This window comes from Limimaricola pyoseonensis, from assembly GCF_900102015.1.
GTDB lineage: Bacteria > Pseudomonadota > Alphaproteobacteria > Rhodobacterales > Rhodobacteraceae > Limimaricola > Limimaricola pyoseonensis.
The window spans coordinates 1-14,614 of sequence record NZ_FNAT01000003.1 but is presented as its reverse complement, the minus strand read 5'-3'; the positions used below and the strand labels follow the sequence as shown (position 1 = coordinate 14,614).

Here is a 14,614-nt window from a genome sequence, read left to right as displayed (position 1 = left end):
TACTTAAGGCCAGGGTTTTTGTATGCATGACCAGTCGCCGGATGGCGGGAGCCTGGGGGCCGATCTGCGGCGGCACAGGCAGGCCCGCGGAATGCGGATCGCGGATCTCGCCGCACTCATCGGTCGCTCCACCGGCTGGATCAGCCAGGTGGAGCGCGGACGCTCCCACCCCGGCTACGCCGATCTCGTGGCCATCGCGCGGGCCCTCGACATGCCGCTGGCGCAGCTGTTCCGCAACGGCACCACCATGGACGAGAGGCAGGACGTTCTGCGCCCCGAGCAGCGCCGCATCCTCTATGCCGACAACACCGGGGCGACCGACGACCTGCTGGCGCCGGTGGTGGGCGGCATCGAGGTGTATCGCAGCGTGCTGATGCCGAACTCGGTCTCGGACCGGCCGACCGACTGGCACCGGCTCGAGATCGGCTACGTGATCAGCGGCGCGGCCGAGATCCGGATCGGCGGGCGGGCGCATTCGGTGGCCGCCGGCGACAGTTTCGTGAACCGGGGCGAGAGCCAAAGCTGGCTCAACCCGCACGACACCCCTTGCGTGCTGATCTGGGTGCTGGCACCGCTGCCGGATGACCCCGCCGACTGACGCCGCCTACGACCCGCCGACCGACCCCCTTTCGGTGATCCATGCCGACCACGAGATCGTGGTCGTCGACAAGCCCTCGGGCCTTCTGTCGGTGCCGGGCAAGGGCGAGCACCTGTCCGACTGCCTGATGGCGCGGGTGCAGGAGGCCTTCCCGACCGCGCTGCTGGTGCACCGGCTCGACCGCGACACCTCGGGCGTGATGGTCTTCGCGCTTTCGCCGCACGCCCAGCGCCATCTCGGCCTGCAGTTCGAGAAGCGGCAGACCAAGAAGACCTACGTGGCGCGGGTCTGGGGCCGGCTCGAGCCCGCGCGCGGCACGGTCGACCTGCCGCTGATCGTCGACTGGCCGAACCGGCCGCGCCAGATGGTCGACCACGAGAACGGCCGGGCCGCGGTGACGGATTGGCGCGTGGTGCGCGCCTCGGATGCCGAGAGCCGGGTGCGGCTGATGCCGAAGACCGGGCGCAGCCACCAGCTCAGGGTGCACATGCTGGCGCTCGGCCACCCGATCCTCGGCGATCCGTTCTACGCCGAGGGCGCGGCGCGGGACTTCCCGCGCCTGATGCTGCATTCCGAGACGCTGCAGCTGCGCCACCCCGATGGCGGCAAGGGCATGCGCTTTACCGCCAAGGCGCCGTTCTAGGCCGGACCCCCGGCCAGGAAGGCGCGCAGCGCCTCGATCTCGGCCGGCCGGACCTCGTGGCCGCCGGGATGCCAGGCGGTCGTCACCTCCATGCCCTGCATCTCGAACCAGTCGATCAGCTCGGTGGTCTGCGGCGCCGGGCAGATCGGGTCGCGCTCGCCCGCGGTGACGAGAACGCGGCGCCCGGAGAGGCCCGGCTGCGGCTCGGGCCGCCACGGGATCAGCGGGTGCAGGAGTGCCAGGTCGGTGAAGAGGTCGGGCCGCATCATCGCCATGGCGGCGAGGATGTTGGCGCCGTTGGAATAGCCCAGCCCGATCACCCGCTCCGCACCGCTGCGGGAAATTTCGCCTTCGACGAAGCGGATCATCGCGGTGCGGCGCTCGGCGAGGTCCTCCATGTCGTAGACGCCCTCGCCCTTGCGGCGGAAGTAGCGCAGCGCGCCGGCCTCGCTGACGTCGCCGCGCGGCGAGACGACATGCGCGCCGGGCAGAAGCTCCTGCCCGAAGCGGTGGAACTGGTGCTCGTCGCCACCGGTGCCGTGGAAGGTGATGAGCAGGGGCGCGCCGGGCGCCCCCGCATGACGTGCGGCGTGGTAGGCCATGCTCAGCCCCCGATCGGCTCGAGCGTGCGCTCGAGCCGGTCGCGCAGGTGCTCGTGCTGCGAGGGCAGCTTCAGCGCCTCGCCCAGATGCGCGCGATCCTCGTCGCGGTCGAAGCCCGGCTCGTTGGTGGCGATCTCGAACAGCACGCCGCCGGGGCTGCGGAAGTAGATCGCGAAGAAGTAGTCGCGGTCGATCTGCGGCGTGGTCGGCCAGCCGGCTTCCGCGAGGCGCTGCGCCACCTCGGCCTGCACCTTGCGGTTCTCGACCGCGAAGGCGATGTGATGCACCGAGCCCGCCCCCGGCGCGGCGCGATGCGCGGCCGGGTCGACGCGGATGTCGACCGCGTCGGCGGGGTTGCCGCCCTCGACCACGTAGCGGGTCGTGTCGCCTTCGCTTGCGGCCTCGCGGTAGCCCATGAACCCGAGCAGCTCGACCGTGGCGGCCTTGTCGCGCAGCAGCATCTCGACCGCGCGGAAGCCGCGGATGGCGATGGCCGCATCCACGCCGCCGCCGGTCCAGGGCGCGCGGTCGTCGCCCTCGGTCTCGACCAGCGCGAGGCGTTCGCCGTCGGGGCCGTCGAGCAGCAGCCGCGCCTCGCCGAAAGCGGTGTCGCGGGCGATGTTGGCCACGCCGCGCCCCTCCAGCCGCTCGGCCCAGGCGTCGAGGCTGCCCTTCGGCACCGAGAAGGCGGTCAGCCCGACCTCGCCCGCGCCGCGACGGCCGCGCGCGGCGTCGGGAAAGGGGAAATAGGTCATCACCGTGCCCGGCGTGCCGATCTCGTCGGCGTAGTAGAGGTGGTAGACGTCGGGCGCGTCGAAATTGACGGTCTTCTTCACCCGGCGCAGCCCGAGCGTGTCGGTGTAGAAGGCGTTGTTGGCGTGGGCCCCGGACGCCATGGCGGTGACGTGGTGCAGGCCCCGGATCTGGTTCAGCATGATGCGGCTCCGGTTGATCTTCGCGACAAAGATAGCGCTGGAACGGGCGCACAAAAGACGCCTCAGAGCGCCGATTGCGTGCATGGGCGCACGAAAAAGGGCGACGCGATGCGCCGCCCTTGCCTTGCCGGTCCCGGACCTTCGATCACTCGGCGGCGTCGAGACCCCAGCCGGAGATCGCCTTGGCCTCGAGGAACTCCTCGAGCCCCCAGGCCCCGCCCTCGCGCGCGCGGCCCGAGAGCTTGACGCCGCCGAAGGGCGCGCCCGCGCCGCGCGGCTTGCCGTTCATCTCGACCATGCCGGAATGCAGCGCCAGCGCCAGCCGGTTGCGCCGCGCCGGGTCGGCCGACTGCACGTAGTTGGTCAGGCCGTAGGGCGTGTCGTTGGCGATCTCGATCGCCTCCGCCTCGTCCTCGAAGGGCATGATCGACAGCACCGGCCCGAAGATCTCTTCCTTGGCGATGGTCATGTCGCGGGTCACGTCGGCGAAGACGGTGGGCCGGACGAAGAAGCCGCGGTTCACGCCCTCGGGCAGGCCGGGGCCGCCCGCGACGAGGCGCGCGCCTTCCTTGATGCCGGTCTCGATCAGGCCCTGTACCTTCTCCCACTGCGCCTTGTTGACCAGCGGGCCGATATGCCGGCCGGGCTCGCTTGCCGGGCCCACGGCGGTCTCCTGCGCGGTGCGGGCCGCGATCTCGACCGCCTCGTCGTAGAAGCCGCGCTCGACCAGCATCCGGGTCGGCGCGTTGCAGGACTGGCCGGTGTTCTGCATGCAGTGCCGCACGCCGCGCACCACCGCCTTTTCGCCGGCATCGGCGAAGACGAGGTTGGCGCCCTTGCCGCCCAGCTCCAGCGTCACGCGCTTGAGCGTCTCGGCCGCGGCCTTGGAGATCGCCTTGCCGGCGCGGGTCGAGCCGGTGAAGGAGATCATCTCGACATCCGGGTGGGTGGAAAGCTGCGTGCCCACGCCCGCGCCGTCGCCGTTGACGAGGTTGAACACGCCCGCCGGCACGCCGGCGGCGTCGAGCATCTCGGCGAAGACGATCGACGAGAGCGGCGCCTCCTCGGACGGCTTCAGCACCACGGTGCAGCCGGCCAGCAGCGCCGGGATCACCTTCAGCGTGACCTGGTTCATCGGCCAGTTCCACGGGGTGATCAGCCCGACCACGCCGATCGGCTCCATCGAGATCATCGTGTCGGGGGCGTGGTCGCCCAGGGGGCGCAGCCACTCGACCTCGTCGAAGGCGCGCAGGAAGTTCTTCAGGTGGTAGGGCAGCGCGGTGGCCTGGCTGTTGCGCGCCAGGTCGATCGGCGCGCCCATCTCGCGGCTCATCGCCTGGGCGAGATCCTCCTCGCGGGCCTCGTACTGTTCGAGGATGCGCTCGACCACGGCGCGGCGCTCGGCCGGCGGCGTGGCGCGCCAGCCGGGCAGGGCGCGCTTGGCGGCGGCGACGGCGGCGTCGGTGTCGGCCTGGTCGCCCAGCGAGATGACGGCGCAGGGCTCCTCGGTCGAGGGGTCGATCACCTGGCAGTCGCGGGGCCGTGCGGGCGCGCTCCAGCGCCCGTCGATGTAGAAGTCGCGTTTCTCGATCATGGAATGTCCTCCGTCTTGGCGGGGAGAGTGTCACCGGCGCAGGGCACCTTCAAGCGGGTGGCACCTGCTCCGGCGCGGGCCTATGGTCCGCACGTAATCAGTGTCGCAGGAGGATGAAATGGGACTGCGCATCAACGACGAGATTCCGAATCTCGAGGTCGAGACCGATCAGGGCCGCTACAAGCTGCACGACTTCGTCGGCGACAAGTGGACGATCCTGTTCAGCCACCCGAAGGACTTCACACCGGTCTGCACCACCGAGTTCGGCGCCGTGGCCCGGCTCGCGGACGAGTGGAAGAAGCGCGACACCAAGGTGATCGGCGTTTCCGTGGACGGAGTCGAGGACCACAAGCGCTGGAAGAAGGACATCGAGAAAGCCGGCGGCGCCGCGCCGGATTTCCCGATCATCGGCGATGACGGGCTCGAGGTGTCCAAGGCCTTCGACATGCTGCCGGCCGAGGCGCATCTGCCCGAGGGCCGCACTCCCGCCGACAGCGCCACGGTGCGGGCGGTGTTCATCATCGGGCCGGACAAGCAGCTCAAGCTGTCGATGACCTACCCGATGACGGTGGGCCGCAACTTCGCCGAGGTGCTGCGCGCGCTCGACGCGCTCAAAACCTCGGTGGGCAAGGGCGTGGCGACGCCGGCCGACTGGCAGCCGGGCCAGGACGTGGTGATTCCCGCCACCGTCTCGGACGAGGACGCCAAGGCCAAGTTCGGCGAGTTCACGACCGTGCTGCCCTATCTGCGGATGACCAAGGAGCCGAAGTGAGGCTCGAAGGGCGCCCCTCGGGGCGCCCTTTTCTCAGGCGACCGTGACGACCGTGCCGACCGGCACCCGGTCGTAGAGATGCTCCGCGTGCTCGTTGATCAGCCGCACGCAGCCCGACGAGAACTTGCGCCCCATGGTCCAGGGCTGAGGCGTGCCGTGGATGCGGTAGTAGGTGTCGCGCCCGCCGCGGTAGAGGTAGAGCGCGCGCGAACCCAGCGGGTTCATCGCGTGGCCGCCCGGCAGGCCCCCGGCGAAGCGGCCATAGACCTCGGGCTCCTGCCGGATCATGTTGGCGGTCGGCATCCATGACGGCCACTCGGCCTTGCGCGCCACCACGGCGCTACCCGAGAAGTTGCGCCCGGCCGCGCCCAGCGCCACGACGTAGCGGATCGCGCGCCCCTCTCCCAGCGTCCAATAGAGCCGGTTTTCGGCGATCCGGACATGGATCTGCCCGGCGGGCAGGGCGGGGTTCACCGCGATCTCGGTGGGCAGCCAGTCGCGCGGGATCTTCACGACCCGTTTCGGGGCGGCGAGCGCGGGGGCGGCGGCGAGGCCGATGGCGCCCGCAAGGGCGGCGCGGCGCGTCAGTGACATGTCGGGGTCCCTCCGGTTCGGTTGCGGCGTCTCGTGGAATGCAGAATTCCATGCCGGGGCGGGATTCGGGTTAAGGGCGCGCAAAAAAGGGCGACGCGTTGCCGCGCCGCCTCTCCGGGAATGCAGTCCGGAGTTCAGAACCGGTAGGTCACACCGATCGACAGCCACGGCCAGACGGGCAGGCTCTCGCCCATGTCGTTGGCATCGGCCTCGACCGCGGCGAGGTCGCTCTGGAACTGCGCCTCGCGCGCGCCGGCTTCGCCGCTGGTGCCGTCGAGATCGACCTCGACGCTGCCGATGGCGATGACGCCGATCTCGGTCTCGAAGCCCCAGCCGCCGCCGAGGCCGCCCTGGTAGCCGATGGCCAGCGCCGGGGCGACGTCCTGCTCGAACCGCGCCGAGGCGGTCACGGTGGCGGCGTCGTAGCTGGTGCCGTCATCGGCCTCGAAGCCGCTGCCGGTGCCGTCGAGCGTGTTCTCGGCGAGGAAGAACACCCCGCCGCTGACGCGGAAGCCGTTGGCATAGGGGAAGTAGTCGGCCAGCGCCGCGACGCTCACGAAATTGCCGTCGAGGGTGATCTCGGTGCCGGCCTCGTCCTCGTCGCCCTCGTACTGGAGGTCCGGCGCGCCGGCCACGACGCCGCGCAGACGCAGCTTCGGCATCACCTCGTAGCTGCCCGAGGCATAGAGGCCGAGGCTCGAGACGCCCGCGCCGAAGGCCGCGCCTTCGAGGGATTGGGCGGCGGCGGGCCCCGCGACGGCGAAGGCGAGCGGGGCGAGGAGGGCGAAACGGATCATGGGGGGCAGGTGTCCTTGCTGGTTGTGCAAGGACATCTGTACTTTGGTGAAGGTGCCCTGCAACCGAAAGGAGATGGGCCACGGATTGGTCACAATTCCGTGTGGCGAATTCGCCGCGCTGCGGCGTCGGCCCGGATCCGGCATGGCGGCAACGAAAAAGGGCCCCGGCATCGCCGGGGCCCTTTCCTGTGATCTGCGGCTGGCGGCGGGCCTCACTCGGCCTGCGCGCCCTCCTTGGCGATCTCCTCGCCGGTCTCCTGGTCGACCACCTTCATCGACAGGCGCACCTTGCCGCGGTCGTCGAAGCCCAGAAGCTTGACCCAGACCTCCTGGCCTTCCTTCAGCACGTCGGAGGGGTGGTTCAGGCGGCGGTTCTCGATCTGGCTGACATGCACGAGGCCGTCGCGCTTGCCGAAGAAGTTCACGAAGGCGCCGAAATCGACGAGCTTCACGACGGTGCCCTTGTAGACCTTGCCCTCTTCCGGCTCGGCCACGATCGAGTAGATCATGTCGTAGGCCTTCTGGATCGCTTCGCCGTTGGCGGAGGCGATCTTGATCACGCCGTCGTCGTTGATGTCGACCTTGGCGCCCGAGACCTCGACGATCTCGCGGATCACCTTGCCGCCCGAGCCGATCACTTCGCGGATCTTGTCGGTCGGGATCTGCATGGTCTCGATGCGCGGGGCGTGGACCGAGAATTCCGCGGCGCCGGAGAGCGCCTTGTTCATCTCGCCCAGGATGTGCATCCGGCCGTCCTTGGCCTGCGCCAGCGCCTTCTCCATGATCTCGGGGGTGATGCCCGCGACCTTGATGTCCATCTGCAGCGAGGTGATGCCGTTCTCGGTGCCGGCGACCTTGAAGTCCATGTCGCCGAGGTGGTCCTCGTCGCCCAGGATGTCGGTCAGCACGGCGTAGGAGCCGTCATCTTCCAGCACCAGGCCCATCGCCACGCCGGCGACCGCGCCCTTGAGCGGCACGCCCGCATCCATCATGGCGAGCGAGCCGCCGCAGACCGAGGCCATCGAGGACGAGCCGTTCGACTCGGTGATCTCGGAGACCAGGCGGATGGTGTAGGGGAAGTCGGTCGCCGCCGGCAGCACCGCCTGCAGCGCCCGCCAGGCGAGCTTGCCATGGCCGATCTCGCGACGGCCCGGGGAGCCGACGCGGCCCACTTCGCCCACCGAGTAGGGGGGGAAGTTGTAGTGCAGCAGGAAGTTCGATTTGAAGTTGCCGTGCAGCGCGTCGATGAACTGCTCGTCATCACCGGTGCCCAGCGTGGTCACGACCAGCGCCTGGGTCTCGCCGCGGGTGAACAGCGCCGAGCCGTGGGTGCGCGGCAGCATGCCGGTCTCGGCCACGATCGGGCGGACCTGGTCGAGCGCGCGGCCGTCGATGCGGCGGCCGTTCTTGACCACGTCACCGCGCAGCACGGTCGATTCGAGCTTCTTCAGCGCCGAGCCGAGATTGGCGTCCTCGAGCTGCTCCTCGGTGAGCTGCGCCTTGATCTCCTCGCGGGCGTTCGCCACGGCGGCGGTGCGCTCCTGCTTGTCGGTGATCGCGAAGGCGGCGCGCATCTTCTCCTCGCCGGCGGCCTTCACGGCGTCGTAGAGCGCCGCGTAGTCCGGGGGCGTGAAGTCGAAGGGCTCCTTGGCGGTCTCCTCGGCGAGGTCGATGATCAGGTCGATCACCGGCTGGATCTGCTCGTGCGCGAAGTTCACCGCGCCCAGCATCTCGGCCTCGGTCAGCTCGTAGGCCTCCGATTCGACCATCATCACCGCGTCCTTGGTGCCGGCGACCACGAGGTCGAGGCGCTGCTCGGGGTTGGTGCGGATGTCCTGCAGGTCGTCGATGGTCGGGTTCAGCACGTACTCGCCATCGGTGTAGCCGACGCGGGCGCCGGCGATCGGGCCCATGAAGGGCGCGCCCGAGATGGTCAGCGCGGCCGAGGCCGCGATCATCGCGACGATGTCGGGGTCGTTGACGAGGTCGTGGCTGAGAACGGTGCACATCACGAGCACTTCGTTCTTGAAGCCCGGCACGAACAGCGGGCGGATCGGCCGGTCGATCAGGCGCGCGGTCAGCGTCTCCTTCTCGGTCGGGCGCGCCTCGCGCTTGAAGAAGCCGCCCGGGATCTTGCCGGCGGCGTAGTATTTTTCCTGGTAGTGGACGGTCAGGGGGAAGAAGTCCTGACCCGGCTTCGGCGCCTTGGCGAAGGTGACGTTGGCCATCACCGAGGTCTCGCCCAGCGTGGCGATGACCGAGCCGTCGGCCTGGCGCGCGACCTTGCCGGTTTCCAGCGTCAGGGTCTCTTCGCCCCACTGGATCGATTTTTTCACATTGTGAAACATCGTCTTTTCCATTCTGGCCCGCCTTCGGGCCCTTGTGCCCCCCTTCGTGCGTACAGTCCCCGGGGGCGGGTTGCGGAGGGGCCGGATGCCCCTGGCTCTGGGTATTTTCCGTGGCGCGGGGCGAGCCTGGTCCGCGCCATCCCGGATACGAAAGGGACCGCGCCGTGGCGCGGTCCCTGAACATTCAGCGGCGGATGCCGAGGCGACCGATCAGGTCCTGATAGCGCTGCACGTCCTTGCCCTTGACGTAGTCGAGCAGCTTGCGGCGACGCGCCACCAGCTTGAGCAGGCCGCGGCGGCCGTGGTTGTCCTTGGTGTGCGTCTTGAAGTGCTCGGTCAGGGTGGCGATGCGGTTGGTCAGGATCGCGACCTGCACCTCCGGCGAACCGGTGTCGCCGTCCTTGACGGCGAAGTCCTTCATGACGCGGGCTTTTTCTTCGGCAGTGATCGACATCGGGGTCTCCTTCATAATGTCGGTGTGGCATGGCGCAGGCCGGGATGTCGTCCAGCTCAGGCCCATGGAGCATCCGCCCCCCGTGAGGGCGACGGATGCGTGCACATAGGAGAAAATGGCCCGAAAGGAAAGCGCCTTGTGCCGCCGCCGCGGGGGGCGCGGCGATCGGTCCCGGCGGCATGATCCGGGGCGCGGCGAGGCCGCCGGGGCGACGGCGGGGGCCGGCGCGAACGCCCCCGCGGTCAGGGCCGGATCAGCGGTTGGCGCCGGGCTGCCAGAGCACGTCCGAGCGGCCGTCGTCATTGGCGATGCGCGCCGCGACGAAGAACCAGTCCGACAGCCGGTTGAGATAGCGCAGCGCGTGCTCGTTCACCGCCTCCTCGCGCGCCAGCGCCACGGCGAGCCGCTCGGCCCGGCGCGACACGGTGCGGCAGTGATGCATGTGCGCGGCAAGCGGCGAGCCGCCCGGCAGCACGAAGGAGCGCAGCGGCTCGAGCGCGTCGTTCATCGCGTCGATCTCGCGCTCCAGCCGCTCGGTCTGGGCCTCGACCATGCGCAGCACCGGGTGCTTGGCCTCATGGTCCTTCTCGGGATCGGGGCGGCACATGTCGGCGCCGAGGTCGAACAGGTCGTTCTGGATGCGGCCCAGCGCGGCGTCGGCCTCGCCTTCGGCATGCTGGCGGGCCAGCCCGATCGCGGCGTTCACCTCGTCGACCGTGCCGTAGGCCTCGACCCGCAGGCTTTCCTTCGGCACCCGCGTGCCGTTGCCCAGAGCGGTTTCGCCCTTGTCGCCGGTGCGGGTGTAGATGCGGTTCAGCACGACCATCAGCCCGTTCCCCTCAGATAGACGTAAAGCAGGATCAACAGCACCGCGATGAACTGCGCGCCGATGCGCCAGCGCATGATCTTGTTGGCGTATTTGCGGTTGAACTCGCCGCCCTTGCCGAAGGTGCCGATCCCGAAGAGCAGGATCGCCAGCACGATCAGCGCGGCGAAGATGACCAGTAGCAGCAAGGGGTCTTGAAGCATGTCGGGCCTTTCTCGATTGCGCCCCGATCTAGCCGAAAGCGGGGGGAAGGAAAGCGGACGTCCTGTCGCGCCCTCAGCCGCGCGCCACCACCCGGTCGAGCGCGCGGGTGGGCAGGAGCCGCTTCAGCGTGCCGGAGAGGTAGGTGGGCGTGGTGACGTAGTAGCGCGGCCGCGGCCGCCGGGCTTCGAGCGCGTGGACCAGCTTGGCGGTCACCGCCGAGGGCGGCAGCTCGAAGCGGTCGGGCGCGCGCTCCTCGTAGAGCCGGTGCAGCAGGCCCTCGTACTCCTCGCGCCGGGCCGAGCGCTTCCAGTCGATCCAGCGCTCGAAATGCGGGATCGAGTTGGCGCGGATGCGCGAGGTGACGGGGCCGGGCTCGATCAGCGCGACATGGATGCCGGTGCCGGCCATCTCGAGGCGCAGCACGTCCGTCAGCCCCTCAAGCGCGAACTTGGTCGCGACATAGGCGCCGCGCCACTTCACGCCGACGAGGCCCAGCACCGAGGAGCAGTTGACGATCCGCCCGTGCCCCTGCGCCCGCATCACCGGGATGACGCGGCGGGTCAGGTCGTGCCAGCCGAAGAGGTTGGTCTCGAAGATCTCCGACAGCGCTTCGCGCGGCAGGTCCTCGAGCGCGCCGGGGCAGGCGAAGGCGCCGTTGTTGTAGAGCGCGTCGAGCCGCCCGCCGGTCGCCTCCAAGACTTCCGCGAGGCCGGCGGCGACGCTGTCGGGGTCGGCGTAGTCGAGCCGCGGCGCCTCGAACCCCTCCGCGCGCAGCCGGTCGCAATCGGCCTCCTGCCGGCAGGAGGCGAGGACCCGCCAGCCCCGCTCGCGCAGGCCGCGGGCGGCGTCGAGGCCGATGCCCGAGGAGCAGCCGGTGATCAGCAGGGTGCGTCGCGTGTCCATCCCCGCCTGATGGCCCGCCCGGCGCGGCCCCGCAACGAAAAAGACGCCGCCCGGGGTGGGGGCGGCGCCTTCGGGGACGTCGCAGCAGACGCGGTGGCTCAGCCCTCTGCGGGGGCGAGCAGCCGCTCGGACATCCAGCCGGTCTCGCCGGTCGCCGTGATCTCGATCCGGGCCCAGCCGCCGGCGCTCTCGAGCACCTTGGCCTCGGTGCCGCGCGGCAGCGTGTCGAGCACCGAGTGCGAGGTGCCGGGACCCTGCCGCATGTTGACCCAGTCGCCCGCGATCAGCCGCAGATCGAGCGGCGCATCGCTCGCGGCGGGGGCGGCGGCGGCGGTCTGCTCCGCCGTCTCGGCGGGTTCCGGCTCGGCGGCGGGCTTGGGCATGAAGCTCGCGGAGATCAGCTCGACGTTTTCGGGAAACTCGCGCATGGCGGTGACGGGAATGCCGGATTCGGTGCGCTCGACATCGCCGCGGGCCAGGATATCGGGCTTGTCGGCCTCGACCTGTGCCGCCATGGCCATGGTCTGCGGTTTGAAGTCGGCGCCGCCGGACATCTGGTAATATCCGACGCCGAGCAGGAGAAAGGTGGCTGAGATACCGAGAACGTGTTTCATGACAACCTCTTGTTCTGCTCGGATTACCGCGACCGAAAACTATGCGAGTTCTTGCTGACCTCGTGTCTCCTTAACCGCGGCTTTACGCCGATGGTTCCCGCCGCTAGAGAGCCTTTCCATGTCCGACACCACCGACGATCTCGATCCGGTGCCCGAAGCGGGCCTGCCGGACCTCACCGAGCCGCTGCGCCGCGCCATCGGCGAGCGCTATCTGAGCTACGCGCTCTCCACGATCATGAACCGCGCGCTGCCCGACGCCCGCGACGGTCTGAAGCCGGTGCATCGCCGCATCCTTTACGCGATGCGCGAGCTGAAGCTGTCCTCCTCGGGCGGTTTCCGGAAGTCGGCCAAGATCTCCGGCGACGTGATGGGCAACTACCACCCGCATGGCGACGCGGCGATCTACGACGCGATGGCCCGCCTCGCGCAGGATTTCGCGGTGCGCTACCCGCTCGTGGACGGGCAGGGCAACTTCGGCAACATCGACGGCGACAACCCGGCCGCCGCGCGCTACACCGAGGCGCGGCTGACGCCGGCCGCCGAGGCGCTGATGGAGGGGCTCGCGGAGAACGCGGTCGACTACCGCGCCAATTACGACGGCACGCTCGAAGAGCCGGTCGTGCTGCCCGCCGCCTTCCCGAACCTTCTCGCCAACGGCGCGTCGGGCATCGCGGTTGGCATGGCCACCAACATCCCGCCGCACAACCTGCACGAGCTGATCGAGGCCTGCCTCTACATGATCAAGACCCCCGGTGTCTCGGACGAGAAGCTGGTGGATCTCGTGCCGGGGCCGGACTTCCCCACGGGGGGCGTGCTGGTCGAGCCGCGCGAGAACATCCTGCAGGCCTACCGCACCGGGCGCGGCAGCTTCCGGCTGCGCGCGCGCTGGGAGGTCGAGGAGCTGGGCCGCGGCCAGTGGCAGGTGGTGGTCACCGAGATCCCCTACCAGGTGCAGAAGTCGAAGCTGATCGAGCGGATCGCCGAGCTGATCCAGACCCGCAAGATCCCGCTGCTGGCCGACGTGCGCGACGAGAGTGCCGAGGACGTGCGCATCGTGCTCGAGCCGCGCGCCAAGACGGTCGAGCCCGAGATGATGATGGGGATGCTGTTCAAGAACAGCGATCTCGAGATCCGCTTCGGGCTCAACATGAACGTGCTGGTCGACGGGCTGACGCCGAAGGTCTGCTCGCTCAAGGAGGTGCTGCGCGCCTTCCTCGACCACCGGCGCGACGTGCTGCAGCGCCGCTCGCAGCACCGTCTGGAGAAGATCGACCACCGGCTCGAGGTGCTCGAGGGCCTGATCACCGCCTTCCTCAACCTCGACCGGGTGATCGACATCATCCGCTACGACGACCAGCCCAAGCAGGCGCTGATGGCCGAGGACTGGGACCGCGACCATGTGCGCGCGATCTCCGAGCGCGACTACGTTTCGCCCCTCACCGAGAGCTTGGGCGGCGGCGGGCTGACCGAGCTGCAGGCCGAATCGATCCTCAACATGCGGCTGCGCAGCTTGCGCCGCCTCGAGGAGATGGAGCTTCTCAAGGAGCAGGACGCCCTGATGCAGGAGCGCGCCGGGCTCGAGGATCTCCTGGCCTCGGAAGAGCTGCAGTGGAAGTCGATCGCCGGCCAGCTGCGCGAGACCCGCAAGCTGATGGGCCACGGCACGCCCGGCGGCGACCGGCGCACCGGCTTCGCCGAGGGCACCGAGATCCCCGACGTGCCGATCGAGGCGATGATCGAGCGCGAGCCGATCACCATCGTCTGCTCGGAGATGGGCTGGATCCGGGCGATGAAGGGCCACATCGCGCTCGACAGCGAGCTGAAGTTCAAGGACGGCGACAAGGGCCGCTTCGTGATCCACGCCGAGACCACCGACCGGATCCTGGTCTTCGGCTCGAACGGGCGGTTCTACACCGTCTCGGCCACCAACCTGCCCGGCGGGCGCGGCATGGGCGAGCCGCTCCGGCTGATGGTCGACCTGCCGAACGAGGCGCAGATCGTGGCGCTGCATCTCTACCGCCCCGAGCGGCGGCTGCTCGTCGCCTCCTCGGCCGGCGACGGCTTCATCGTCAACGAGGACGAGGTCGTGGCCCAGACCCGCGCCGGTAAGCAGGTGCTCAACGTCAAGGACGACGTGGTGGCGAAGATCTGCAAGCCGGTCACGGGCGACGCGGTGGCGGTGGTCGGCGACAATCGCAAGGTGCTGGTCTTCCCGCTCGACGAGCTGCCCGAGATGACCCGCGGCAAGGGGGTGCGGCTGCAGAAGTACAAGGATGGCGGGATGTCGGATGCCACCACCTTCGTGCTGGAGGCGGGGCTGTCGTGGAAGGACCCGGCCGGGCGCACCCGCACCGAGAGCGACCTCACCGACTGGACCGCCAAGCGCGCCACCGCCGGCCGTATGGCGCCGCGCGGCTTCCCGCGCGACAACCGCTTCACCTGAGGCGGCGCGGCCGGTTCGGCTGGCGCGGATGCAGGCGCAGATGCGGGGGCAGGGGCGTGGCGCGGGCCGCGCCCCTGCTTCTGTGCTTGATTTCCCTTGCCGATGCCAATACATCGCCCGCGATGTCGAACCGGGCCGGAGGGCCCCCGAACACGCGAGGCGCCAGCGCAGATGGCAAAGGCTAAGTTTGAACGCACGAAACCGCATGTGAACATCGGCACCGTCGGTCACGTCGACCACGGCAAGACCACGCTGACCGCGGCGATCACCAAGTACTTCGGTGACTT

The 14,614-nt window shown here is 69.5% G+C and carries 16 protein-coding genes; 5 read left to right on the top strand and 11 right to left on the bottom strand.

Annotation, left to right across the window (positions count from 1 at the left end; genetic code table 11):
• Positions 1-22: 22 nt before the first annotated feature.
• Entirely contained in the window at positions 23-598 is a 576-nt protein-coding gene (locus BLT43_RS07560; RefSeq protein WP_090111584.1) for a helix-turn-helix domain-containing protein, read from the top strand.
• Positions 582-1,241: an RluA family pseudouridine synthase gene (locus tag BLT43_RS07555; RefSeq protein WP_090111583.1), complete on the top strand. Its 660-nt coding sequence runs from the start codon at positions 582-584 to the stop codon at positions 1,239-1,241. Before BLT43_RS07560 ends, BLT43_RS07555 begins: the two co-directional genes overlap by 17 nt.
• Here the strand turns inward: BLT43_RS07555 and BLT43_RS07550 are convergent.
• From BLT43_RS07550 to BLT43_RS07540, 3 genes are all read right to left on the bottom strand, one after another.
• On the bottom strand, positions 1,238-1,843 hold the full coding sequence (locus tag BLT43_RS07550; RefSeq protein WP_090111581.1) for an alpha/beta hydrolase: 606 nt from the start codon (positions 1,841-1,843) through the stop codon (positions 1,238-1,240). The genes BLT43_RS07555 and BLT43_RS07550 overlap by 4 nt on opposite strands.
• A gap of 2 nt (positions 1,844-1,845) precedes the next feature.
• The gene (locus tag BLT43_RS07545) at positions 1,846-2,778 is read right to left on the bottom strand and encodes a ring-cleaving dioxygenase (RefSeq protein WP_090111579.1); all 933 of its coding nucleotides are present in this window, start codon (positions 2,776-2,778) and stop codon (positions 1,846-1,848) included.
• A gap of 145 nt (positions 2,779-2,923) precedes the next feature.
• Positions 2,924-4,372, bottom strand: a complete 1,449-nt coding sequence (locus tag BLT43_RS07540) for an aldehyde dehydrogenase family protein (protein ID WP_090111577.1) — start codon at positions 4,370-4,372, stop codon at positions 2,924-2,926.
• 118 nt (positions 4,373-4,490) lie between these two features.
• Between BLT43_RS07540 and BLT43_RS07535 the strand changes: the two genes are divergently transcribed.
• Entirely contained in the window at positions 4,491-5,144 is a 654-nt protein-coding gene (locus tag BLT43_RS07535) for a peroxiredoxin (protein ID WP_090111575.1), read from the top strand.
• A gap of 33 nt (positions 5,145-5,177) precedes the next feature.
• On the opposite strand, the gene BLT43_RS07530 is transcribed toward BLT43_RS07535, so the two are convergent.
• From BLT43_RS07530 to BLT43_RS07495, 8 genes are all read right to left on the bottom strand, one after another.
• Complete coding sequence (locus BLT43_RS07530) at positions 5,178-5,738, bottom strand: L,D-transpeptidase (RefSeq protein ID WP_090111574.1); 561 nt, start codon at positions 5,736-5,738, stop codon at positions 5,178-5,180.
• Between the two features lie 134 nt (positions 5,739-5,872).
• Positions 5,873-6,535, bottom strand: coding sequence for a hypothetical protein (locus tag BLT43_RS07525; RefSeq protein WP_090111572.1), 663 nt, complete (start codon positions 6,533-6,535; stop codon positions 5,873-5,875).
• 212 nt (positions 6,536-6,747) lie between these two features.
• Positions 6,748-8,883, bottom strand: a complete 2,136-nt coding sequence (gene pnp, locus BLT43_RS07520; RefSeq protein WP_090111570.1) for a polyribonucleotide nucleotidyltransferase — start codon at positions 8,881-8,883, stop codon at positions 6,748-6,750.
• Between the two features lie 184 nt (positions 8,884-9,067).
• Positions 9,068-9,337 carry a 30S ribosomal protein S15 gene (gene rpsO, locus BLT43_RS07515; protein ID WP_090111568.1) on the bottom strand — a complete coding sequence of 90 codons (270 nt, stop codon included), beginning with the start codon at positions 9,335-9,337 and terminating at the stop codon, positions 9,068-9,070.
• Positions 9,338-9,590: 253 nt separating this feature from the next.
• Positions 9,591-10,163, bottom strand: coding sequence for a cob(I)yrinic acid a,c-diamide adenosyltransferase (locus BLT43_RS07510; RefSeq protein WP_090111566.1), 573 nt, complete (start codon positions 10,161-10,163; stop codon positions 9,591-9,593).
• On the bottom strand, positions 10,163-10,366 hold the full coding sequence (locus BLT43_RS07505; RefSeq protein ID WP_090111564.1) for a twin transmembrane helix small protein: 204 nt from the start codon (positions 10,364-10,366) through the stop codon (positions 10,163-10,165). The genes BLT43_RS07510 and BLT43_RS07505 overlap by 1 nt, the downstream gene beginning before the upstream one ends.
• 73 nt (positions 10,367-10,439) lie before the next feature.
• Positions 10,440-11,270: an SDR family oxidoreductase gene (locus BLT43_RS07500; RefSeq protein ID WP_090111563.1), complete on the bottom strand. Its 831-nt coding sequence runs from the start codon at positions 11,268-11,270 to the stop codon at positions 10,440-10,442.
• A gap of 98 nt (positions 11,271-11,368) precedes the next feature.
• Complete coding sequence (locus BLT43_RS07495; RefSeq protein WP_090111561.1) at positions 11,369-11,884, bottom strand: SH3 domain-containing protein; 516 nt, start codon at positions 11,882-11,884, stop codon at positions 11,369-11,371.
• 118 nt (positions 11,885-12,002) lie between these two features.
• Between BLT43_RS07495 and BLT43_RS07490 the strand changes: the two genes are divergently transcribed.
• Positions 12,003-14,327: a DNA topoisomerase IV subunit A gene (locus tag BLT43_RS07490; protein ID WP_090111559.1), complete on the top strand. Its 2,325-nt coding sequence runs from the start codon at positions 12,003-12,005 to the stop codon at positions 14,325-14,327.
• A 171-nt stretch (positions 14,328-14,498) separates the two neighbouring features.
• A partial coding sequence (locus BLT43_RS07485; protein ID WP_165612566.1) for a GTP-binding protein occupies positions 14,499-14,614 on the top strand: 116 nt, incomplete at its 3' end.